Genomic DNA, 21,482 nt, shown 5'->3' on the forward strand with positions numbered 1-21,482 from the left:
AAATACAGCATATAATCCATACTATCTATGTTTACAAATAAGTGATCATTATTTTAGTAGGAGGAAGATAAATATGGCGGGTACTACGCTTGTTTTAAAAGAAGAAAATTTGGTCGTTCTGGAAAATGTTGAAAAATCAGTGTATGAAGAGTTACAACATAAAACAGGAGAAGAAAATTGCACATGCGCTGTGAATGAATCAGTTGTTCACCTTGGCAAAGTATCCTCTGTACTTTGGAATGAAGATGAAATAGATTGGGAATACGGATATTAAAAAGTCGCTTACAGCGGCTTTTTTTCTATTATTCCTCTCTTTCTACATACCATATACGCAAGCGAAATGATAGAAAATATGTTAAAATGAACTTAATTTTCAAACGGAAGAAAGGGAGATACAATGGAACAATTCATTAACCCTAGAGTAAAGGACATCCAAATTTCTGGAATCCGTCAATTCTCTAACATGATTCAAAACTATGATAATCTTATCTCTTTAACAATTGGACAACCTGATTTTCCTACACCTTCTCTCGTAAAAGAAGCGGCAAAACGGGCTATTACAGAAAATTATACAAGCTATACACATAACGCTGGTTTACTAGAGTTACGCAAGGCAGCTTGTAACTTTGTAAAAGATAACTATGATTTACATTATTCACCTGAAAACGAAACCATCGTTACAATCGGTGCTAGTGAAGCAATTGATGTTGCATTTCGAACGATTTTAGAGCCAGGAACAGAAGTCATTTTACCTGCCCCTATTTATCCAGGGTACGAACCGATTATTCGATTATGCGGCGCAACACCTATTTTTATCGATGTTCGTGAAACTGGCTTCCGTTTAACAGCCGAAGCACTGGAAAAGGCCATTACAGAAAAAACAAGATGCGTCGTACTGCCGTATCCTTCTAATCCAACTGGTGTAACTTTATCAAAAGAAGAACTACAGGATATTGTAGATGTTTTAAAAGATAAAAATATTTTCGTTCTTTCTGATGAAATTTATAGCGAACTTGTATATGAACAGACACATACATCGATCGCTCATTTCCCAGAAATGCGTGAAAAGACTATCGTCATTAACGGTTTATCAAAATCACATTCTATGACCGGCTGGCGTATCGGTCTATTATTCGCACCAAGATATTTAGCTGGGCATATATTAAAAGTTCATCAATACAATGTAACGTGCGCTACTTCAATCGCTCAATATGCTGCAATTGAAGCTTTAACAGCTGCTAAAGATGCACCAAAAATGATGCGTCATCAATACAAAAAACGACGTGATTACGTATATAATAGACTCATTCAAATGGGCTTAACAGTTGAAAAGCCAACAGGTGCATTTTACTTATTCCCATATGTTGGCCATTTAACATCTTCATCATTTGATTTTGCACTTGATCTTGTGAAAGAAGCTGGACTTGCCGTCGTTCCTGGAACAGCATTCTCTGAATATGGTGAAGGCTACCTTCGCTTATCCTATGCATATAGTATTGAAACTTTAAAAGAAGGCTGTGACCGTTTAGAAGCCTTTCTACAACAAAAAAGCTAAGAGTTAAACTCTTAGCTTTTTTTATGCATAATGATCGCAAGTTTGACGCTTCAGTAATTTATGCGGAATAATGATACACTTTGCAGTAGACTCCGCATTCTCTACTTTATCAACTAAAGCTTTTGCTGCCTCATATCCTAGCTGATATATATTCACGTCAACTGTTGAAAGCGGAGGACTCGCAATTTCTGATAATAAAGCATTATTAAAGCTTACAATTGAAACATCCTTCGGTACAACGAATCCTTTTTTAGAAAGTGCACTTAGCACACCAAGTCCAATCAAGTCATCCGTTGCCATAATTGCTGTCGGTGGTTGCTTTAGCCCCATTAATTCCTCCACGGCTTGTTGACCACTTTCTCTTGAAAAATCAAAATGTAAAATATACTCTTTCGGCAATACAATGTCTGCTAATTTTAAAGCATCACTCATACCAGCCAAACGATCTCTCGTCACAAGTAAATCTGATCCACCGCCGATGAACGCGATTTGTTTATGACCTAATGAAATCAAATATTCTGCTACTTCTCTTGCAGCTGTATAATTGTCATTATCTACATATGTAATTTCTTCTTTACGATCATATGGTTTCCCGATTAATACGAACGGGAAATTTTGTTTATGTAAATATTGAATAATCCGATCATTCTCTCTTGAATATAAAAGAATAATGCCACCAATTTGGCGCCCTTGCACCATCTTTACAACACCATTAAAAATTTCATCTTCCGTTTCACCTGTCGACATATAAAGCGCATACCCTTCCACATGTGCAAACGAACTAATCCCTCTTATAACTTCTGGGAAAAACGGATTTTGAAAAGCTTTACTTGCAGAACTTGGCATAACAAGGCCAAGTGTTTTTGTTGTTTGGTTAGCTAGGTTTCTTGCGTTTAAATTAGGATGATACCCTAGTTCACTCATTACTTTCCGAACACGACGCTTTGTTTTTTCACTTATACTTGGATTATCAGCAATTACACGAGAAACGGTAGATGGTGCTACATTCGCCTTCTTCGCCACATCTTTAATTGTAACTGTCATAAAAATCCCCCTCCTTTCACTTCTCTGCCATTTTATATATTTTCATCTTGCACCCGTTGCAAGTAATAGGGGAAGTCATAAACTTTCATTGATTCTATCTTGTAAAACCTATCATATTCTCCCTCTCCATGTATTGTAAGGGATAGAGCTCTTTTTTCCTATACTATAATATACTATTTATTTCACTTCTTTTCATATGGGATGTCAAATCTCTTTTCATCTCCCTATAAAATGTTTTATAGGAAGATGAAAAGAAAAATGGGACATAATGTCCCATTTTTCATCCTTTCGTACCTCCAGCAGTTAAACCAGAGATAAAGTATTTTTGTAGTGATAGGAATAAAATTGAAATTGGGATTGCAATCAATACGGAACCCGCTGCGAACGTTGTAAATTCATTCCCAAATTTCTTCGCCACCATTTCATATAATCCAACTGCTAACGTATAATTTTCTGGTGTGCGCAAAATAATACTCGCTAAAATAAAATCTGTAAATGGGCCGATGAAAGTAAATAACGCTACAACCGCTACGATTGGCTTTGCAAGTGGCATAATGATTTGCCAAAAAATACGAAAATGTCCTGCTCCATCCATACGAGCTGACTCATCCAATTCTTTCGGGATCGTATCAAAATACCCTTTCATAAGCCATGTATTCATTGGAATTGCCCCGCCTACATAAATTAAAATTAATGCAAGGTGCGTATCAATTAATCCTGTTAACTGTGCTAATACGTATAAAGCGATTAACGCTGCAAAGTTTGGAATCATTTGCAAAATTAAAAATGTTAATAAACCATTTTTTCTTCCAACAAAACGGTATCTCGAAAATGCATAAGCAGTAAAACTAATTGCTAACACTGAAAAAATCATCGTTAAAACACTTACTTTTAATGTGTTTTTATACCATAGTAAATAATTACTATTCTCTAAATCTAATAACTTACGATAATGATCTAGCGTTGCATTTTGCGGAATAATACTTGATCCAGATAAACTATCACCCGGATTAAACGATGAGCCAATAATCCATAATAATGGATAGAAAATGATGGCACACATTACGAAAATAACGAGATAACTTAATGAGAGACGTAACATCTTTTGTCTTTTAATATTCATTTACATCATATCCTCTTCTTGGAATGATTTTGTTCTCTTAAATTGCCATAACGCAACTGTAATAACGATTAACGATAAGATCATTGTAAGAGCTGCTGCTTTTCCGTACTGCGCGGAAGTCATCGTTAACTTATAAATCCATGAAATTAAAATATCTGTTCCACCTGCGTCTTGTCCAGCTACAGCAGGACCTCCGCCGTTAAATAGATAGATGATACTAAAGTTATTAAAGTTAAACGTATATTGCGTAATTAATATTGGTGCTGTTGCATATAGAACAAGTGGCAATGTAATTTTACGAAACTGTTGCCACGCTGTAGCTCCATCTACTGTAGCCGCTTCGTATAATTCTCCTGGAATCGATTGCAGTATACCTGTTGTCATTGCAAAGACGAACGGGAATCCAAGCCACGTTTGAATCATAATTAAAGCAATCTTCGCCCAAAATGGATCTGTCATCCAAGCAATCTTTTCAATTCCGAATAAAGCTAATACTTGATTGTTAATCGCTCCAAATGTTTCATTAAACATACCAGAGAAAACAAGAATAGATACGAATGCTGGGACCGCCCACGGTAAAATGAAGATTGTTCGAATAATCGCCTTCCCTTTAATACCAGGCTGATTTACGATAATCGCTAAGAAAATACCAAGCGCAACTTGTAATGTCGTTGCAACGAATGTCCAGATGACAGTCCAAGAAAATACACTTAAAAACGTTTCTCTCCACATCGGTAATGTAAAGATATCAATAAAGTTTTTAAACCCTACCCAATCTACTAATTTAGCTGGAGGAGAATGATATAAATCATAGTTCGTAAATCCAATTAAAATTACGAAAATGATTGGAAATACAACGACAAAGATAAGTAATAAAAACCCTGGTGAAACCATTAAATACGGAAAACCTTGGTCTAGTAAATTACGGTATTGCTCTTTTACAGAGTTTAACGGTGTTCCTATATCCCGTTTCTTTCCGTTTTGGTATGCATCATATAAATTAAATGCATATATTCCGAGTCCAAACACGATGACAATGAGTGCCAAGATTCCTTCTACTAATAGAAAGACAGAATGGTCACGTGGAACTTCTGTACCAAGCGTTACAATTCCCCATAATCCCATATTTAATAAATCAGCAAAGGCTACAATAAATGAACCTGTTAATACTAGAAAAATAAGACCTTTTACAAATTGTTTATTATACATTTGGCCCACGCCTGGAATGATTGATAACATGGTTGCCATTTTCCTATGTTTTGAACCGTTTAAGCCGTTTGCTGGTTCCATAGATGTTTGCATGTTCCTTCCCCCTTTTTTCCTGGGAGAGAATTCGTGCCCCTCATATTAGAGGCACGAATTTCACCTTATTTTTTCTTACTATGATTTGCCTCAATATTACCTTTAATTTGCTTCACTGCATTATCAAGTGCTGCTTTTGGTGCCTCTTTATCCGTAACAACTAATTGAAGCGCATCTCCAGCTGGTTTCCATACTTCTTGCATTTCTGGAATGTTTGGCATTGGAATTCCATTTTCAGATTGTGTTGCAACTGCTTTTGCAGCTTCGTTATCTTTAATAATTGGATCTTCCATTACTGCTTTTACTGGAGGAATTTCTTTCGTCTTCTCAAATCGAATTTTTGCGTTTTCTTCATTCGTTACCCATTCAGTGAACTTTGTAGCTAAATCATTTTGTTTAGAGAAACTTGTTACATGCCATCCTTTAACCCCAACAAACGTTTTCATTGGTTGACCATTTGGTAATTTCGGCATTGGAGCAACGCCATAATCAATTCCGTTCTTTTCCATTGCTTGGAACGCCCAAGGGCCGTTCATGATAGATGCTGCTTTTCCTTCATTAAATAGCCCATCAGCAGCAGGTCCACCAGATTCACCGATAATACCTTTCGGGAATAACTTTTCTTTGTACCATTTTTGAAGATACTCAGCACCTTGTACTGCTCCGCTATTATTTAATCCAACATCACTTGCATTTGGCTTTCCATCTTTTTCACCAAACACATAACCACCCATACCTGCCATGAATGCATTAGCAAAGTAGAAGTTATCTCCTAATGCTAAAAATCCGTACTTGCCATCTTTCGTAAATTCTTTTGAGAAGTTAAAAAGCTCGTCCATCGTTTCTGGCGCTTTTGGCATTAGTTTTTTATTGTAAATAAAGACTGGTGTCTCAATTGCTTTTGGTAAACCATATAATTTTCCGTTATATGTCTGTGCTTCTATTGATGAATCAGTAAATTTACTCTTTACAGCATCATCAGCTTTCACTTCAGAAAGTAAACCTTCTGTTACTGCATTTCCGATTTGATCATGTGGCAATGTTACAACATCTGGTCCCGTCCCCGCTGGTCCATCAAGGCGTAACTTCTTCACTTGATCTGTCATTTGCATTTCAACAACTTTTACTTTTACTTTATATTTTTCCTCAAAGCTTTTCACTGCTGGTTCTAAACCAACACCTTTTTTATCATCTTCCCAAACGAGTAGATCGTAATCTTTCTTTGCTTTACTTTCTTCTTTTTTCCCTGAATCTTTCGGTCCACATGCAGATAACATACCAATTGATAATGCTGAAACCGTTAATAATGATAATGCTTTCTTCATCCCAAAAACCTCCCTGAATTGTATATGTACCTTACTAATTGAAAACGTTTGCATTGAATAGTTTAATAGAAGCGCAAACGATATCTCAATCTATGAAAACGTTTGCGCTATTTGTCTATCATTATACATTCTTTTATTCATTTTGCAAATATTAATTTTTAAAATATTATTACTACACTCTTTATAGATTGACTTTATATGAAATGAATACTACTCTTATAAGCAATATTAAAGCTATGCAAAAAGCAATCGTTTGCAACATATGCTTTATTATTATACTTAAGGGAACAATATGCATAGAGATAGTAAAGGGGGATTTTTTATATGCTTAAAGACGCCATCTATCATAGGCCAAAAGATAATTACGCATACGCTTACGATGAAAAAACGATTCATATCCGAATACGTACGAAAAGAGACGATGTTCAAAGCACCAATCTTATTTATGGTGATCCTTATGAATGGACAGACGGGAAGTGGATTTCTTCAAGTGCACCGATGAAAAAAACTGGTTCTACTGCATTATTTGATTATTGGTCCATTTCCATCGAGCCAAAATTTAAGCGCTTACGTTATGGATTTGAATTAAAAGCAGAGACAGAAACGCTTATTTATGCAGAACGTGGATTTTTTTCTAGCATTCCAAATGATGACGTTGGTAACTTTTTCTGTTTTCCATTTATTCATGCAAATGATGTATTCAAAGCACCTTCCTGGATTAAAGATACTGTTTGGTATCAAATTTTCCCTGAACGGTTCGCTAATGGAGATCATACGTTGAATCGAGAAAACACCCTTCCTTGGGGAAGCGCTGAACCAACTCCAACTAATTTTTTCGGCGGAGATTTTGCTGGTATTATTCAAAACCTCGATTACCTTGTTAAGCTTGGAATTTCGGGAATATATTTCACACCTATTTTCAAAGCACATTCAAACCATAAATATGACACAATTGACTACATGGAAATCGATCCTCAATTTGGCACAAAAGAAACATTCAAAGAACTTGTTGAGGCATGTCATACACACGGTATAAAAGTAATGCTCGATGCCGTATTCAATCACAGCGGATACTTTTTCGATAAATTTCAAGACGTACTAGAAAATGGTGAACAGTCAGCATATAAAGATTGGTTCCATATTCATGAGTTCCCAATTAGAACTGAGCCACTCCCGAATTATGATACTTTCGCGTTTACACCGTATATGCCGAAATTAAACACAGCACACCCGGATGTAAAAGAATACTTACTTGAAGTAGGGCGTTATTGGGTAAAAGAATTCAATATAGACGGTTGGCGCCTTGATGTAGCAAATGAAGTCGACCATAACTTTTGGAGAGAATTCCGAAGTGAGATAAAAGCATTAAATTCTGAAGTATATATTTTAGGTGAAATTTGGCATGATGCACTTCCTTGGCTACAAGGGGATCAATTTGATGCTGTAATGAGCTACCCTGTTACAAACGCTCTACTGTCTTACTTTGCTAACAATTCCATTAAGGCAAATGAATTTATGAAACAAATTATAGAATCTCTACATTCCTACTCTATGAATGTAAATGAAGCAGCATTTCATTTATTAGACAGCCATGATACACCAAGAATATTGACAACATGTAACGGAGATAAAAATAAGTTAAAGTTACTTTATGTATTCCACCTTTCTTTCATCGGCTCTCCTTGTATTTATTATGGAGACGAAATTGGTATGGATGGCGGTATGGACCCTGATTGCCGCAAATGTATGGTTTGGGATACGAAAGAACAAGATCATCTATTATTTACACATGTACAAACATTAATTTCGTTACGAAAGCAATATAAAGCATTTGGAGGACATGGTACTTTCCAATTCATTGAAGCAAATGATGAACATAATTATATTTCTTACACAAAAACATATGAAGATGAAACTATCTTTTTCGTTTTAAATCCGACTAATAGTGATATTACAGCTTCACTGCCTCTCCATGTTACTGGAAAGAAAATCATTAATATTTATACAAACGAAGAATTTTCAGCGGAAGCAAGTGTATTACAAGTTACACTTCCTCCATATGGATTCTCCATATTAAAATGGTAACCAAAAAAATCCTTATACCAAAGTGGTATAAGGATTTTTCTTATTTCAATTTGAACACGATTGCTTCATACGGACGTAATGTCATGTTATCTATCGGTCCATTCTCTACGTCGTAATTGTGTATAAATAACTCTGCTTCACTATAACTAATGTCCTCAGGCAATTCAAATACACATTCTTCCGCAGTAAAGTTTGCAATAACAAGAAGTTTTTCTTCTCCATATGTTCTTACGTATGCAAAAATAGATGGATTATTCTCCAATATTAAATCATATGATCCATACACAACTATTTCGTTATTTTTGCGTAACTCAATTAATTTTTTATAATAATAAAAAATTGAATCTTTATTTTGGATCGCTTGTTTCACATTGATTTCTTTATAGTTAGGGTTTACCGTAATCCAGGGCTCACCTGTTGTGAATCCAGCATGATCTTTATCATCCCACTGCATCGGTGTTCTAGCATTATCTCTGCCTTTTATATAAATAGACTGCATCACTTTATCTATATTTTCACCGCGCTCTATCACTTTTTCCTTATACATATTTAATGTTTCAATATCTCGATATTCATCAATCGATTCAAATCGAACATTTGTCATTCCGATTTCTTCGCCTTGATAAATATAAGGTGTTCCTTTCATCATATGAAGCACCGTCGCTAACATTTTCGCAGATTCAATGCGATACATTCCATCATTACCAAAACGAGATACAACACGAGGCTGATCATGGTTATTCCAATACAGACTATTCCAGCCTGTATGTTCTAATGCTTTTTGCCACTTCGTTAAATTCTCTTTTAACGTAAGAAGTGAACATGGTTTTACATCCCATTTTCCGCCTTCTCCTGAGTCTAAATCCATATGTTCAAATTGGAATACCATCTGCAGTTCTTTTCGTTCTTCCCCGGTATACAATTTCGCTTCTTCTGTCGTTACACCAGGCATTTCACCAACCGTCATAATATCATAATGAGACAATACTTCTTCATTCATTTCATGTAAATATTTATGAATGTTTGGACCGTTCATAAAATACTTATGACCTGAAACATACCCCTCTTCTTCTGTTTCAACAGCTGGTAATCCCTCTTCTTTAGAAATAAAATTAATAACATCCATACGGAAGCCATCAATTCCTTTTTCTAACCAAAACTTCATCATTTCATAAACATCTTGTCTTACCTTTTCATTATCCCAATTTAAATCTGGCTGTTTTTTAGAAAACAGATGTAAATAATATTCATCTGTCATTTCATCATACTGCCATGCAGATCCGCTAAACGCTGCTCCCCAGTTATTCGGCTCTTTTCCTTCTTTTCCAGGACGCCATATATAGTAATCTCTATATTTATTATCTTTTGATTTACGTGATTCAATAAACCAATTATGTTCATCAGAAGTATGATTAACAACTAAGTCCATCATAAGTTTCATATTACGTTCATGCATTTCATGTAATAGCTCATCCCAATCTTCCATTGTGCCGAACTCATTCATAATTTTACAATAATCACTTATATCATAACCATTATCATCATTTGGAGATTCATAGACTGGTGATAACCAAATTACATCAATCCCTAATTCTTTTAAGTAATCTAACTTTGAAATAATACCGCGAAGATCCCCGATGCCATCACCGTTGCTATCCATAAAGCTACGAGGATAAATTTGATATACTACGCTTTCTTTCCACCACTGTTTTTCCATTATGCTACCCCATTTCATTCATAATTCAATTTTCTCTTTTCCCAAGGCGCAAACGTTTTCATTAATGAATGATAACAGATTCCATCTTAATTTAAAATAGCGCTTACAACTTTTATTCTTATTTTTCTAAGAAAACATACGAAATTTACTAATATTCTTCCAATTCATGAAAACGTTTTATTTTTTTGTTTATTTTTTGAATCTATTCGTTTATAATGAACTCAAAGAAAACGTTTGCATAATTATTTCTAGGGGGAAATACCATGGCAGAACTGAAATTAGAAAACATTTATAAAATATATGATAATAACGTAACAGCTGTAACAGACTTCAATTTACACATTCAAGATAAAGAATTTATCGTATTTGTCGGTCCTTCTGGATGCGGAAAATCTACAACATTACGAATGGTGGCTGGACTTGAAGATATTTCAAAAGGAGAGTTTTCAATTGATGGTAAGCTAATGAATGATGTCCCTCCAAAAGACCGTGATATCGCAATGGTCTTCCAAAACTATGCCCTATATCCACATATGAGTGTGTATGATAATATGGCATTTGGATTAAAACTTAGAAAAATACCAAAAGATGAAATTGATCGTCGTGTAAAAGATGCAGCAAAAATTTTAGGACTGGAACAATATTTAGATAGAAAACCGAAAGCATTATCTGGTGGACAACGTCAACGTGTTGCGTTAGGGAGAGCAATCGTTCGAGACGCGAAAGTGTTCTTAATGGATGAGCCATTATCTAACTTAGACGCTAAATTACGTGTTGCAATGCGCTCAGAAATTTCTAAGTTACACCACCGCCTTGGTACGACAACAATTTATGTAACGCATGATCAAACTGAAGCGATGACAATGGCTTCTCGTCTTGTTGTTATGAAAGACGGAAAAATTCAACAAATCGGTACTCCAAAAGAAGTATATGAAACACCTGAAAACATTTTTGTTGGTGGATTTATCGGCTCTCCAGCGATGAATTTCTTCCGTGGTAAATTAACTGAAACCGATTTCGTTATAGACAATGCTGCAAAAATTAAAGTAACTGAAGGAAAAATGAAGATATTACGTGAACAAGGCTATGTAAATAAAGACATTGTTTTAGGTATTCGTCCTGAGGACATTCATGATGAACTATTATTTTTAGAAGCTTCACAATCTACTGCCTTCACAACAAAAATTGAAGTTGCTGAGTTATTAGGTGCTGAATCTATTTTATATATGAAACTTGGAAATCAAGATTTTGCAGCACGTGTTGATGCAAGACATACATTTTCACCTGGTGACCAAATTAAACTAGCATTTGATATGAATAAAGCGCATTTCTTTGATAGTCAAAACGAACAACGCATTCGTTAAAAAATAATTTTCATACAAAAAAACCGTCCACATATATTGAGGGCGGTTTTCACTATTATACGAGGGCTTCTACTGTATGAAATGATTGTCCTTTCGTGCTAATAATACCGAAAATCGGTAAGTCACTTAGCACCACTTCTTCTTGCTGTTTCATAAAAGATGACGTTAATTGTTTTATCTCTATCCATACGTCATTAATACAAAGTACATTGGAATCGTTCTCTTGTTGGCGTGAAAATATAGAATCTATTTTATATAAACCAGCATTTTGAAAAAGCATATCAATGCGACTGAATGCATTCAAAGTAATGCTGATTACGCGTTGCCAATCTCCTTGTTTTTCCATATTATAGGATACAAAAAGTGCTTCTCCGCCTAGATTCGTAATTTCCTCCACTGTTGCTTGTCCACTTTCTTGATCAATGTCCGTCACAATTACTTTTGCGCCTTGTTTAGCCAACAAAAGAGCTGTATTACGTCCAATACCGATGCCACCGCCAGTTACGATAGCAACTTTTCCTGCAAGCTTCATTTTCATTACCCCTTCTATAAGTCTTACCGTCATTCAGTATACTCCTTTATGAGATTAGTCTGCAAGCAAGAAAAGTTACTTATTCATTTGTAAACGGTTACTTTTTTACTCCTTCTTTTTTCTTACTATTACGCTGATCGAAAACTAAACCGATGAAAATTAAAATCCCCCAAAAGATTACGCTACCTCCAGTCATTTCAATTTCCCCCTTATTATATAAACATATTATTTTCATCATTATAACATTTTCTTAATTTTCAATCTATTAAATTCGAAAATGATATAGATTAACTTTTTCCCTATTATATATCCATTAAAATATATTTGTATAACAAAAAGAGACCTTTTTATATAAAAAGGTCTCTTTTTGTTATACAAGACTTATCACTTTCGTTTTTGTAATTAAATCCTGAAAACCACAATTATCTTTGCGGAATAACATCATATATACGTTACATAATATCGGAATTCCAAGCAGTAATATGTTCGGTAATAACAATACAAAAAATCGAATCGTTAATGTTTGTAATGTTAACTTTTCACTCTTCAATGAAATTAATTTTATTCTCGTTACCTTTTTACCAAGTGTTACACCGTTCCAAATAAAGGGTAGCAAAATAAAATATATCGCCATTAATATAAAAACTACTGCAAGATCATATCTATAATCGCCAAAACTAATATTAAAGCGATTAAAAATAGCACTATAATTTCCAGTCATAACAGCTACTACTGCACCATACATAACCGAGATTAAAAACATGTCAATTAGGGAAGCACCTATGCGGTTCATTACAAGCGCTGGACGATGCATCTTTAACTTCATTTTTATGTCGACTCCTTCATATCCTTCTTTACCCGTCTCATCGTACCACTTCTAAAAAACATTGTAAACTAGCGTTTCTCTTACTTTTCTTGTACAATGTGTTACAACAGCATTGTAAAGGAGGTTCCCATATTGAAAAAATGGATAATCCTATTCGTCGCATTCCTATTAGCCGGTTGTGCTGGAAATACAAATCATATAACATATACGATTAACGATGAATACGAACTCATACGTACTTCTGGAAATGCATTTGAACTTTTCCCCACGCAAGATGCTGTATATGCCACACAATACATTCCTGCAAAAATTACAGACATAGCCTGGGATGATAAATACATTATTGCAAAACAAACTGAGGAAAAGTCAGATCCTAATAATCCTGACGCAGCAATTGCAAATAAAAAAAGCGAGCATTATTGGATTATTGACGTAAAGCATAATAAACGTTTTGGCCCCTATAATGAAAAACAATTTCATGAACAAAAAGATGCGTTTAAAATTAAGGTACCTTTTCAAAGTGTAGATTCATACATAGAAGAACAGAAAAAACAGTCAGCATAATAGTTTGAGCGCTGACTGTTTTTTCTTGCATATATTTAAAAACAACTTACTCAGAAAGTGAGATGTTAAAAGTTTGTGGCTCTTTTACAACATCTTGCGTTTCTGTATTTGCTGCGATTACATTATCTGTTGTAAATTTAATATCCTTTACCTTTTCTTTTCCATCATCAAGTATTAGGCCGATAATACCATCTCTTGTTTCACCAGGCTTATAGTCTTCCCTTGATACATTTTTTGTACCAACGAGCGTATCTTCATCATATAAAAAGTTTTGCGTTGCTACTTTAAAATGTTGTTTATCATTAATCGCAACATCATTCATAGAGAAAAATTGTATATTTTTATTCCCGCTATTTTCCACCTTATATGTAATTTCAACGTAACGAATCGTATCACTAATCTCTGTACCACTTAGCGATGCATATAACTCCGCATCTTCTTGACTTACTTTATCTCCTAATCTACGCTTTACTTCTTCAGGAGTTAATGCCGTATATACTTTTAATGTATTTTTTGCATCTTTACTCATCTGTGATAAAGAGATTACTTTCACATCTTGTACGTGAATTTTCATTGGTGCTACTTCAAATGTTTGATTTACTGAATGAATCTGCTCTAACTTAAAAGTACCCCATCCAGTTTCTTTCACTTTTTGTCCTACTTTTTTCAGCTCACGCCCACCATATTCTTTTGTTTCAGGAATAGATTCTTTCTTCTTCGGTTCAACTTTCTTTTCTTCTTGATGGAAGCAACCACTTAACATAAGAAGAAAACTACATAAAATAAAAATACTTTTCCATGCTTTCATCATTTAATTTCTCCTAACACTATCATTCATGAATATAAAATTAGTCCCTTGCTTTGTAAACTATAGAAACAATAAGAAGTCCACAAAACGAACTTGTCAGTCCAGATACTATTATACCCCCTATTTGGAAAATATGAAAATAGGGATCTACGAACGCGTGCACGATAAATATAATAGCTGCCACAACAATTATCGAAATCCAATATTTTATTTTTTCCGAAGCTAAAATAAGGTCTTTACCCATTTCATTTCTACACTTCCATAAAACGTATACTAATAACAGAAAACCAATACATGTACTTCCATGTTGCATATATTTATAAACAGAGATACCGTACCATTCTCTTTGCAATAATGGTATTTTCATAACAAAATAGCCTGTCTTATGAGTGAATGCATCCCAAACAACATGCGTTAACATACCGAATAATGCTGAATAACAAAATACAAAGAAATCTTTCCTTGTGTAAAGCCCCCACCTCCCATCTACTGCATATGTATAGTAGCCAGCAAATGGTTTAGGTAAATGTGTTATAAACGGCTTTTTTAAAATGTAATGATATATGTATGCTAATAAAAATACGAGTGGTAAATTAAAATATAAGAATCCAAGCCACGTATGCCCAATTACACCATACGGTCTAAAGTGTAGGAAATATTCAAAGTCAGGCGCCATACTACCTAATATAAGAGCCGTTACTGAAATATGTTGAGAATACTTTTTTGCAAAAGGAAGAACTGCTGCTGGATGTGCAAATGTAAACGGCATGTTTTAGCTCCTTTTCAGAATTACAATAGATTACATACTATCATAACGACATGAATAACCTCCATGCAATATTTATTTTCACATTGGAATATGATAGTTTAAATGATATAATCCACATAAATATTCAGAAAATAAGGAGGGAGTTCACGTGTCATTAACACTTGTCTTTTTTCTTGTTCTGTTTACCTTGTTTTTAAGTACATACATTGGCTTCTATCTATGGAAGCACTACAAAATTATAAAATATATACTTGCTCTCGTTGGTTTTATAAGCACTCTTTTTTATTTTCATATGGAAGAGAATGATTTTCAGCTGGGAAGGTCTTGGCTTTGGCGCACTTCAATATACAATACTATTTGCAAGTTGTCTTACCCTTGTATTTGCTGCTTTTTTAGAATCAAAATCCGTTATGAATTGAGGTTTCTATATTGATTGATGTACCCTTTTTACAAAATGTCACATTAAAAAAAGAAAATATCCCTAGTTTCTCCGCATACCCTTACTGTTTACCCGCTATTCGAACATTACAATCACTAGCTTTCCATCCAAATGTAACATTCATTATTGGAGAAAATGGAACGGGGAAGTCAACATTACTCGAAGCGATTGCAATTGCTTTAGGATTTAATGCAGAAGGTGGAACGAAAAACTTCCGTTTTAGTACAAACGATTCCCATTCATCTTTACATGAATACCTTCGAATTTCCAAAAGTTTCAATACACCAAATGACGGTTTCTTTCTTCGTGCCGAATCATTTTATAACGTTGCTTCTTATATTGATGAAATGGATGCCGATTCAGAAGCACGTGGAAATCCAATTATTGACTCATATGGTGGTACTTCACTACACGCCCAATCACACGGTGAGTCATTTTTCTCCTTATTTATGAATCGTTTTTCAGGACAAGGCTTATACATTTTAGATGAGCCCGAGGCCGCTCTATCACCAATGAGACAACTTTCTATGCTCATTCGAATGCATGAACTAGCGGAACAAGGTTCACAATTTGTTATCGCAACGCATTCTCCAATTTTAATGGCTTATCCTGAATCCACCATATACTCTTTAACACAAGAAGGAATTCACGAGTCCGCCTTAGAAGACACCGAGCATTACCAAACGACGAAACTTTTCTTTGAAAATCGTGATCGATTATTTCATCATTTATTTGATTCTTAATAAAAAGAAGCAGCGATTGCTGCTTCTTTTTATAGTGCTTCTATAAATAATGCTACCCCAATACCGCCGCCGACGCATAGAGAGGCAATTCCTTTTTCTAACCCGCGTCTCTTCAATTCATGAATTAAACTTACAGTAATACGAGCTCCTGTACAACCGATTGGATGTCCAAGTCCTACACCACTACCGTTTACATTCACTTTTTCACGATCTAAACCTAGTTCTTTCTCTACAGCTAAGTATTGCGCAGCGAAAGCTTCATTAATTTCCAGTAAATCTGCATCTTCTAATGACCAATCTACTTTTTCTAATCCTTTACGAATTGCTGGTGCTGGTCCAATCCCCATAATTTTTGGATCTACTCCAGCTACTGAATATCCAACAATTCTAGCTAACGGTTGTAAGCCTTTTTCTTTCGCTTTTTCTTCGCTCATTAATACTAGAACCGCGCTTCCGTCATTCAGACCAGATGCATTCCCTGCCGTTACAGATCCGCCTTTACGGAAAGCTGGTTTTAATCCTGCTAATTTTTCTGCTGTAATGTCAGCACGTGGATGTTCATCCTTCGAAAATACTACTTCTTTTCTACGTTCTTTTATTGTAATAGGAACAATTTGATCGTCAAAATATCCAGACTCGATTGCCTTCAGCGCCAATGTATGACTGCGAAGCGCAACTTCATCTTGTTCCTCTCTTGTAATTTCATATTGTTCAACTAAATTTTCCGCTGTTTCCCCCATCATAATATGATGAATTGGATCTTCTAACACTTCCCACACCGTATCACGAATTTCTCCGTGTTGTAGGCGTTGTCCCCAGCGGTGTTGTTTTAATGCATAAGGGCTTGAACTCATTGCTTCTACTCCACCTGCAACGACAACTTCACTTACACCTAATTGAATTTGCATTGCAGCCGACATAATTGCTTGCATACCTGAAGAACATTGGCGTTGGATTGTATAACCTGTAACTGTGTCAGGAAACCCTGCCGCTAATGCAGCCGTTCTCGCCGTATTTGCTTCATCAGTTCTTTGAATACAATGACCTAAAATCACTTCATCAACTTCGTGTGGTTCTACCCCGCCTCGTTTTACAGCTTCCTGAAGTACAGGAACAGCTAATTCTACTGGCGTTACATTTTTTAGCGCTCCCCCAAAAGTTCCAATTGGCGAACGAACTGCAGCTGTAATAACAACATTATGCATTTTGCACTTGCCCCTCTCTTATGTACCCTAGTCAGTTTTTAGGTGAAATTCCATAAGATGTATGTCTACACCTATCATACTATAAACATACTAAAAAATCAAAATATTTAATATAATAAAAATAGAAGGAATTAACCTTCTATTCTGTTAATGCATATAGAAATTTTTGTAAAATTTTCTCTGTTGTTTTATTCAAATTCGGTAACTTATCTACTGGAAAATATTGAAGCTGTAATCCTTCATGGTCAAGCCTTAATTCCCCGCTCACATGATGTCCCTGATACAGATGAATGACATTAAAAATTTCATCTCCATTTGGATATTGGAAGTACACTTCTTTTCCCGAAAGAACCCCGATAAATTGCATAATTTTCGCATTTAGTCCCGTCTCTTCAAATAGTTCTCTACGAGCAGTTTCTTCTGTCGTTTCTCCTAGCTCCATCGCTCCACCAGGTACACCCCAATCATATGTATCTGAACGATATTGAAGCAATACTTCTTGATTATCATTTAAGATAATAATTGCTGATCCTACTAGAATAAGCGGCCTTGTACCAACGACTTTGCGTAACTCTTCAATATACCCCAATATGTAAACTCTCCTTTCCTCACCCTCCCTTATCATAACAAAATTTTTCTCCTTTTGTTGATGTAATTTTAAAGAAAAAAAGGAAGCTTTCGCTCCCTTTTTTCACCTTTATTTCTTAAAACTTTCATATTTTACAGCTTCAAAAGCTTCTTCTATTTCATCATTACGATAATGGACATATGTAAAACGCCCTAATTCTACTAATCTTGCTATTTCTTGTAACGCTTTATGTTGCTCATATGTTTCCTCAAGCTTAATATGTACATAAAATTTCATTAAAGGATGTTCATATAAAGGTTCTCCCACCTCTACATATACATCTTCCACCCCTTGTACAACTCTTACATAACTTGCAAATTGATACAGTGCTTCTCTGTCTGAAACGATTTTTAATGTATACATATATTCTCCCCCTTTCCTTTACTATATCAAAAAGACAGCCAAACCATGTTATAGAACTATGAAATTTTTTCGACTTGTAATAAACAAGGCGTTTATCCATACATAGGATCTTTTCCCAACATATATTATAGAAAGAATTTTTTCAGTTGAGGTGTTCCTTATGGATCCATACGTCAATATATGTATTTGCATTACGCCAGGCGCCGATATTTCTGATGACCGTATTGCAAAAGATTTAGCAGTTGCAGAGTCAATTTGGCACCCGATTACATTTCAAATTCAAGAAGTAATTGTTTTAAATGAACTCTTCCGTTTTTCTGACCGTGAAATTAGTTATAAAGATTCTATTCAAAGTCAGGAAAAATTAGCATCCTTTTTTCAAACTTGTGTAAATGAAGCTCCTAAATGCGACCTTTACATTTGTTATATTGGCAGTGATTATTTCAAAGAAACAGCAGTAATTGCCTGTGCCTACTCTTTAGCAAAACAACAGCAACTTACAGGGTATATCGTTTTAACAAACTCGGCTGCTCCTATGAAAAATATATATACGCTCGCTCATGAAATTGGTCATATTTTATTTACAAGACGTGTTCATGGAAAACTTACTCACGCAGATCCTCATTCCCCAACTGGCTCGGAGCACCATCCTTCTCCAACAAATCTTATGTATCCGATCGTCCCTCGCCCTGAAAATGTCCATATTCAGTCTCTATTAACGAACGAACAAAAAGCTCTCTCTTTACAAAGCTCTTTATTGCAAAGAAAAAAACAGTAACGATTTTGTTACTGTTTAAAACAATAGATTCCAATCAATAAACCAAATTTCGGCTGCAACGGATGCAAATATACAACTAAACATAAATACAATTACTCTAAAAATCTCTATATAATATTTCTTTGGAAATAATTTTTTGCATATCCAGAGCAGCCCTTTACCTATTAAACCGAAGAACAAAACATAACCTGATGTGTCATCTAATAAAGTATCGAAATAGTCATCGTGTAACTTTTTCGAAAAGGTAGTATATAGCCCAAAAATCGTTAAACCTAAAAATGTAATAGACAATATACCTAGAAATATACTTTGCATATTTGTTCTCCTCTTAATAAAAAATTCAGTTCGTTCGCTATTAATATAAAGCTAGCTTACAGTTTTTTTCTCCTCAATTTTCAAAGACCATCTCATTAATACATATAAACTTCCGTACAGAAGTAACGGCTCTAGCATTCCCCAATATGGGTTGTTCTTCCCTAATTCTTTAAATACAAACATAATGAATAGCGGGACAATAACAGTTAATATCCCAATCCAGCCAAGTATGTACGCTTCCCCAATTAACAGTACTAACAAGATAACTCCAGCTAATATATAACTTTGTATAGTCGTTAATTGTAATACAGGTGTCCCATACCATTTATTCATAAACATTAATAATACTAGTAATAAAATTGGTAGCAATGCTGCTACATAAATAATGCTAAATTCTTTTATTTTACTCTTAAATGATGACATTTTAAAAGCAGATATAATTCCTACAATCGTAATCATTAAAACAATTGGGTATCCAATTAATTGTACATTCGTTAATGTAAATTCATGATTTGGGCTTTCAAATAAAATATTTGTAAGTAACCAATACCCGCCAATACCAATTATCATCCCTAAAATACTTTTTATACTCCCGCCTTTATCTTTCTCCATCTCTTTCGCTAATTCTTCCGCATACTCTTTCGGTGAATCACCAAATATATCACTTACCGTCTTCCCCTCTTTCTCACCTTCAATTAAATGAAGCTCTGCATCTTCTAAAAAAGCGTCCACATCTTCTTCTTTCATTCCTTTTGTTATTAAATATACTTTCGTATCGATTAAAAACTTTTCTCCTTCTTTAGAAATCTTCATAATAACCCCTCCCTTATTAAACCGTTTCTCTTCTATTCGTCTTCATCATAATTTCAAGGAAAATTAAAATAAATAAACTTCCGTATAAACATATAATCTGAAATAGCATTGGAACAAGGTCTTCTGATGTAAATGTTTTAAACACTAACATAATAGAAAGCGGGATGATTAAATATAAGTTTTTAAACCATCCATTAAAATATATATTTATTGCAACTGTAATGATGAAAATACTACCAGCTAATATATAACTTTGCATTTGGGTGAATATAAACATTTTTGTAGGATAAATCACATCTAATATCGTTACAGCCCCTATTAGAAACATTGGTGCGATTATGACTAACGACCACATAGCAAACCAAGTTTTTGTAAAACTTGTTACAAAGGTCATTTTGCGCAGTAGAAAATTAGGACCTATCACAACTAAAATCAATGACAAACTATACCCCACGCCCTGAATAAGTGACATCTGTAATAATCCGTTATTCACTATTAGGATAGAAGCAATAATCCAAAACGATACGATATTCATTACTGTAAAACCAATTTGCTTCCACGTTTCCTGTCTATCCTTTTCCATCACTTTTACAAGTTCATTTGCATATTCTTTCGGTGAGCTTCCGAAAATTTCTTCTACACTTTTCCCATCACTCTCACCTTCTATTAAATGAAGTTCTGCGTCTTCAATAAAGCTTTCCATATCGCTTTCTTTCACACTCTTTGTAGCCAAAAACAATCTCATATCTAATAAAAATTTTCGTGCTTCATTTGATAACATTATCTTCTTCTCTCCTTCCCTTCAAGTAGACGTTCCACACTACTTTGCATCGCTTCCCAACGATCCATAAATTCATCCAGTGCATCTTCGCCATCTTCTGTTAACGTGTAATACTTCCGTTTTGGACCAGATGGGGATTCCTTCATTACACTTTTTATGAATCCTTCCTTTTGCATTCGTATTAATAACGGATAAATACTTCCCTCACTCGCCATTGTAAAGCCATACTTTGCTAGCTTCTCACTCATTTCATAACCGTATATTTCACCTTCAGAAATAATAGCAAGTAAGCATCCTTCTAAAATCCCTTTCAGCATTTGACTTGTCGACATAATTCAAATCCTCCTACTATCTTGTTTTACAAGATAGATAAGCGTAAGTATCTTGCTTTATAAAATAGTAT

Annotated in this window: 24 protein-coding genes and 1 pseudogene; 8 read left to right on the plus strand and 17 right to left on the minus strand. The window is 34.7% G+C overall.

The window, feature by feature from the left end; all coding sequences use genetic code 11:
• Window positions 1–73: 73 nt before the first annotated feature.
• Complete coding sequence (locus tag MR070_RS01395) at window positions 74–274, plus strand: hypothetical protein (protein WP_000929285.1); 201 nt, start codon at window positions 74–76, stop codon at window positions 272–274.
• Between the two features lie 123 nt (window positions 275–397).
• The gene (locus MR070_RS01400) at window positions 398–1,555 is read left to right on the plus strand and encodes an aminotransferase A (RefSeq protein ID WP_000434566.1); all 1,158 of its coding nucleotides are present in this window, start codon (window positions 398–400) and stop codon (window positions 1,553–1,555) included.
• 21 nt (window positions 1,556–1,576) lie between these two features.
• On the opposite strand, the gene malR is transcribed toward MR070_RS01400, so the two are convergent.
• From malR to MR070_RS01420, 4 genes are all read right to left on the minus strand, one after another.
• Window positions 1,577–2,599, minus strand: a complete 1,023-nt coding sequence (gene malR, locus MR070_RS01405; RefSeq protein ID WP_000219043.1) for a maltose operon transcriptional repressor MalR — start codon at window positions 2,597–2,599, stop codon at window positions 1,577–1,579.
• 280 nt (window positions 2,600–2,879) lie between these two features.
• A complete protein-coding gene (gene malD / locus MR070_RS01410; RefSeq protein ID WP_001022608.1) occupies window positions 2,880–3,722 on the minus strand; it encodes a maltosaccharide ABC transporter permease MalD in 843 nt (280 codons plus the stop codon).
• Window positions 3,723–5,024: a maltosaccharide ABC transporter permease MalC gene (gene malC, locus MR070_RS01415; RefSeq protein ID WP_001194989.1), complete on the minus strand. Its 1,302-nt coding sequence runs from the start codon at window positions 5,022–5,024 to the stop codon at window positions 3,723–3,725.
• Window positions 5,025–5,089: 65 nt separating this feature from the next.
• Entirely contained in the window at window positions 5,090–6,349 is a 1,260-nt protein-coding gene (locus MR070_RS01420) for an extracellular solute-binding protein (protein WP_000709918.1), read from the minus strand.
• Between the two features lie 324 nt (window positions 6,350–6,673).
• Here MR070_RS01420 and MR070_RS01425 point away from each other — a divergent pair, with 324 nt between their 5' ends.
• The gene (locus MR070_RS01425; RefSeq protein ID WP_242260412.1) at window positions 6,674–8,434 is read left to right on the plus strand and encodes an alpha-glycosidase; all 1,761 of its coding nucleotides are present in this window, start codon (window positions 6,674–6,676) and stop codon (window positions 8,432–8,434) included.
• Between the two features lie 40 nt (window positions 8,435–8,474).
• On the opposite strand, the gene malL is transcribed toward MR070_RS01425, so the two are convergent.
• Window positions 8,475–10,151: an oligo-1,6-glucosidase gene (gene malL, locus MR070_RS01430; protein WP_000415194.1), complete on the minus strand. Its 1,677-nt coding sequence runs from the start codon at window positions 10,149–10,151 to the stop codon at window positions 8,475–8,477.
• Window positions 10,152–10,414: 263 nt separating this feature from the next.
• Here malL and MR070_RS01435 point away from each other — a divergent pair, with 263 nt between their 5' ends.
• On the plus strand, window positions 10,415–11,515 hold the full coding sequence (locus tag MR070_RS01435) for an ABC transporter ATP-binding protein (protein WP_000818923.1): 1,101 nt from the start codon (window positions 10,415–10,417) through the stop codon (window positions 11,513–11,515).
• Between the two features lie 55 nt (window positions 11,516–11,570).
• On the opposite strand, the gene MR070_RS01440 is transcribed toward MR070_RS01435, so the two are convergent.
• The 3 genes from MR070_RS01440 to MR070_RS01450 form a co-directional block, all read right to left on the minus strand.
• Entirely contained in the window at window positions 11,571–12,080 is a 510-nt protein-coding gene (locus MR070_RS01440; protein ID WP_000218426.1) for an SDR family NAD(P)-dependent oxidoreductase, read from the minus strand.
• A gap of 64 nt (window positions 12,081–12,144) precedes the next feature.
• Window positions 12,145–12,243, minus strand: coding sequence for a hypothetical protein (locus tag MR070_RS01445; protein ID WP_000145657.1), 99 nt, complete (start codon window positions 12,241–12,243; stop codon window positions 12,145–12,147).
• Between the two features lie 174 nt (window positions 12,244–12,417).
• Entirely contained in the window at window positions 12,418–12,873 is a 456-nt protein-coding gene (locus tag MR070_RS01450) for an RDD family protein (RefSeq protein ID WP_000769088.1), read from the minus strand.
• 132 nt (window positions 12,874–13,005) lie between these two features.
• Between MR070_RS01450 and MR070_RS01455 the strand changes: the two genes are divergently transcribed.
• Window positions 13,006–13,437 (plus strand): DUF3997 domain-containing protein, encoded by a 432-nt coding sequence (locus MR070_RS01455; protein ID WP_000758783.1) that lies wholly within the window; start codon window positions 13,006–13,008, stop codon window positions 13,435–13,437.
• Between the two features lie 46 nt (window positions 13,438–13,483).
• Here MR070_RS01455 and MR070_RS01460 read toward each other — a convergent pair whose 3' ends face one another.
• Both MR070_RS01460 and MR070_RS01465 read right to left on the minus strand, forming a co-directional pair.
• Complete coding sequence (locus MR070_RS01460) at window positions 13,484–14,248, minus strand: hypothetical protein (RefSeq protein ID WP_000973883.1); 765 nt, start codon at window positions 14,246–14,248, stop codon at window positions 13,484–13,486.
• 37 nt (window positions 14,249–14,285) lie between these two features.
• Complete coding sequence (locus MR070_RS01465) at window positions 14,286–15,014, minus strand: DUF4184 family protein (protein ID WP_242260414.1); 729 nt, start codon at window positions 15,012–15,014, stop codon at window positions 14,286–14,288.
• A 148-nt stretch (window positions 15,015–15,162) separates the two neighbouring features.
• Here MR070_RS01465 and MR070_RS27100 point away from each other — a divergent pair.
• Both MR070_RS27100 and MR070_RS01470 read left to right on the plus strand, forming a co-directional pair.
• A pseudogene (locus MR070_RS27100) lies at window positions 15,163–15,433 on the plus strand (hypothetical protein).
• A 10-nt stretch (window positions 15,434–15,443) separates the two neighbouring features.
• Window positions 15,444–16,196 carry an AAA family ATPase gene (locus tag MR070_RS01470; protein ID WP_000567995.1) on the plus strand — a complete coding sequence of 251 codons (753 nt, stop codon included), beginning with the start codon at window positions 15,444–15,446 and terminating at the stop codon, window positions 16,194–16,196.
• 29 nt (window positions 16,197–16,225) lie between these two features.
• On the opposite strand, the gene MR070_RS01475 is transcribed toward MR070_RS01470, so the two are convergent.
• The 3 genes from MR070_RS01475 to MR070_RS01485 all read right to left on the minus strand — a co-directional run bounded on the left by MR070_RS01475 (window position 16,226) and on the right by MR070_RS01485 (window position 18,392).
• A complete protein-coding gene (locus MR070_RS01475) occupies window positions 16,226–17,401 on the minus strand; it encodes an acetyl-CoA C-acetyltransferase (RefSeq protein ID WP_000552088.1) in 1,176 nt (391 codons plus the stop codon).
• A gap of 139 nt (window positions 17,402–17,540) precedes the next feature.
• Complete coding sequence (locus tag MR070_RS01480; RefSeq protein WP_000540524.1) at window positions 17,541–17,990, minus strand: NUDIX hydrolase; 450 nt, start codon at window positions 17,988–17,990, stop codon at window positions 17,541–17,543.
• A 108-nt stretch (window positions 17,991–18,098) separates the two neighbouring features.
• Window positions 18,099–18,392 (minus strand): DUF3928 family protein, encoded by a 294-nt coding sequence (locus tag MR070_RS01485; protein ID WP_000288327.1) that lies wholly within the window; start codon window positions 18,390–18,392, stop codon window positions 18,099–18,101.
• Between the two features lie 160 nt (window positions 18,393–18,552).
• On the opposite strand from MR070_RS01485, the gene MR070_RS01490 reads away from it, so the two are divergent.
• Window positions 18,553–19,170: an ImmA/IrrE family metallo-endopeptidase gene (locus MR070_RS01490; protein ID WP_242260416.1), complete on the plus strand. Its 618-nt coding sequence runs from the start codon at window positions 18,553–18,555 to the stop codon at window positions 19,168–19,170.
• Window positions 19,171–19,185: 15 nt separating this feature from the next.
• On the opposite strand, the gene MR070_RS01495 is transcribed toward MR070_RS01490, so the two are convergent.
• The 4 genes from MR070_RS01495 to MR070_RS01510 are packed head-to-tail and all read right to left on the minus strand — an operon-like array spanning window position 19,186 to window position 21,411.
• Window positions 19,186–19,485 carry a hypothetical protein gene (locus MR070_RS01495; protein WP_001190632.1) on the minus strand — a complete coding sequence of 100 codons (300 nt, stop codon included), beginning with the start codon at window positions 19,483–19,485 and terminating at the stop codon, window positions 19,186–19,188.
• A gap of 51 nt (window positions 19,486–19,536) precedes the next feature.
• Window positions 19,537–20,298 (minus strand): DUF1129 domain-containing protein, encoded by a 762-nt coding sequence (locus MR070_RS01500; RefSeq protein ID WP_242260418.1) that lies wholly within the window; start codon window positions 20,296–20,298, stop codon window positions 19,537–19,539.
• A 16-nt stretch (window positions 20,299–20,314) separates the two neighbouring features.
• Complete coding sequence (locus MR070_RS01505) at window positions 20,315–21,079, minus strand: DUF1129 domain-containing protein (protein WP_139895621.1); 765 nt, start codon at window positions 21,077–21,079, stop codon at window positions 20,315–20,317.
• Entirely contained in the window at window positions 21,079–21,411 is a 333-nt protein-coding gene (locus tag MR070_RS01510) for a PadR family transcriptional regulator (protein WP_070806776.1), read from the minus strand. The genes MR070_RS01505 and MR070_RS01510 overlap by 1 nt, the downstream gene beginning before the upstream one ends.
• Window positions 21,412–21,482: the final 71 nt, after the last annotated feature.

Origin of the sequence: Bacillus cereus group sp. BfR-BA-01453, from assembly GCF_022662915.1 — a bacterium.
In the GTDB taxonomy this organism is placed as follows: Bacteria; Bacillota; Bacilli; order Bacillales; family Bacillaceae_G; genus Bacillus_A; species Bacillus_A paranthracis.

What these genes read in the sequence shown, in the direction of transcription:
- MR070_RS01490 (WP_242260416.1), top strand. Translation starts at nt 18,553, where the DNA reads ATGGATCCATACGTCAATATATGTATTTGCATTACGCCAGGCGCCGAT.
- MR070_RS01505 (WP_139895621.1), bottom strand. Translation starts at nt 21,079, where the DNA reads ATGTTATCAAATGAAGCACGAAAATTTTTATTAGATATGAGATTGTTT.
- MR070_RS01400 (WP_000434566.1), top strand. Translation starts at nt 398, where the DNA reads ATGGAACAATTCATTAACCCTAGAGTAAAGGACATCCAAATTTCTGGA.
- MR070_RS01435 (WP_000818923.1), top strand. Translation starts at nt 10,415, where the DNA reads ATGGCAGAACTGAAATTAGAAAACATTTATAAAATATATGATAATAAC.
- MR070_RS01425 (WP_242260412.1), top strand. Translation starts at nt 6,674, where the DNA reads ATGCTTAAAGACGCCATCTATCATAGGCCAAAAGATAATTACGCATAC.
- MR070_RS01395 (WP_000929285.1), top strand. Translation starts at nt 74, where the DNA reads ATGGCGGGTACTACGCTTGTTTTAAAAGAAGAAAATTTGGTCGTTCTG.
- MR070_RS01420 (WP_000709918.1), bottom strand. Translation starts at nt 6,349, where the DNA reads ATGAAGAAAGCATTATCATTATTAACGGTTTCAGCATTATCAATTGGT.
- MR070_RS01500 (WP_242260418.1), bottom strand. Translation starts at nt 20,298, where the DNA reads ATGAAGATTTCTAAAGAAGGAGAAAAGTTTTTAATCGATACGAAAGTA.
- MR070_RS01450 (WP_000769088.1), bottom strand. Translation starts at nt 12,873, where the DNA reads ATGAAGTTAAAGATGCATCGTCCAGCGCTTGTAATGAACCGCATAGGT.
- malD (WP_001022608.1), bottom strand. Translation starts at nt 3,722, where the DNA reads ATGAATATTAAAAGACAAAAGATGTTACGTCTCTCATTAAGTTATCTC.
- MR070_RS01465 (WP_242260414.1), bottom strand. Translation starts at nt 15,014, where the DNA reads ATGCCGTTTACATTTGCACATCCAGCAGCAGTTCTTCCTTTTGCAAAA.
- MR070_RS01510 (WP_070806776.1), bottom strand. Translation starts at nt 21,411, where the DNA reads ATGTCGACAAGTCAAATGCTGAAAGGGATTTTAGAAGGATGCTTACTT.
- MR070_RS01440 (WP_000218426.1), bottom strand. Translation starts at nt 12,080, where the DNA reads ATGACGGTAAGACTTATAGAAGGGGTAATGAAAATGAAGCTTGCAGGA.
- MR070_RS01475 (WP_000552088.1), bottom strand. Translation starts at nt 17,401, where the DNA reads ATGCATAATGTTGTTATTACAGCTGCAGTTCGTTCGCCAATTGGAACT.
- MR070_RS01445 (WP_000145657.1), bottom strand. Translation starts at nt 12,243, where the DNA reads ATGACTGGAGGTAGCGTAATCTTTTGGGGGATTTTAATTTTCATCGGT.
- malL (WP_000415194.1), bottom strand. Translation starts at nt 10,151, where the DNA reads ATGGAAAAACAGTGGTGGAAAGAAAGCGTAGTATATCAAATTTATCCT.
- MR070_RS01460 (WP_000973883.1), bottom strand. Translation starts at nt 14,248, where the DNA reads ATGATGAAAGCATGGAAAAGTATTTTTATTTTATGTAGTTTTCTTCTT.
- malR (WP_000219043.1), bottom strand. Translation starts at nt 2,599, where the DNA reads ATGACAGTTACAATTAAAGATGTGGCGAAGAAGGCGAATGTAGCACCA.
- MR070_RS01495 (WP_001190632.1), bottom strand. Translation starts at nt 19,485, where the DNA reads ATGCAAAGTATATTTCTAGGTATATTGTCTATTACATTTTTAGGTTTA.
- MR070_RS01485 (WP_000288327.1), bottom strand. Translation starts at nt 18,392, where the DNA reads ATGTATACATTAAAAATCGTTTCAGACAGAGAAGCACTGTATCAATTT.
- malC (WP_001194989.1), bottom strand. Translation starts at nt 5,024, where the DNA reads ATGCAAACATCTATGGAACCAGCAAACGGCTTAAACGGTTCAAAACAT.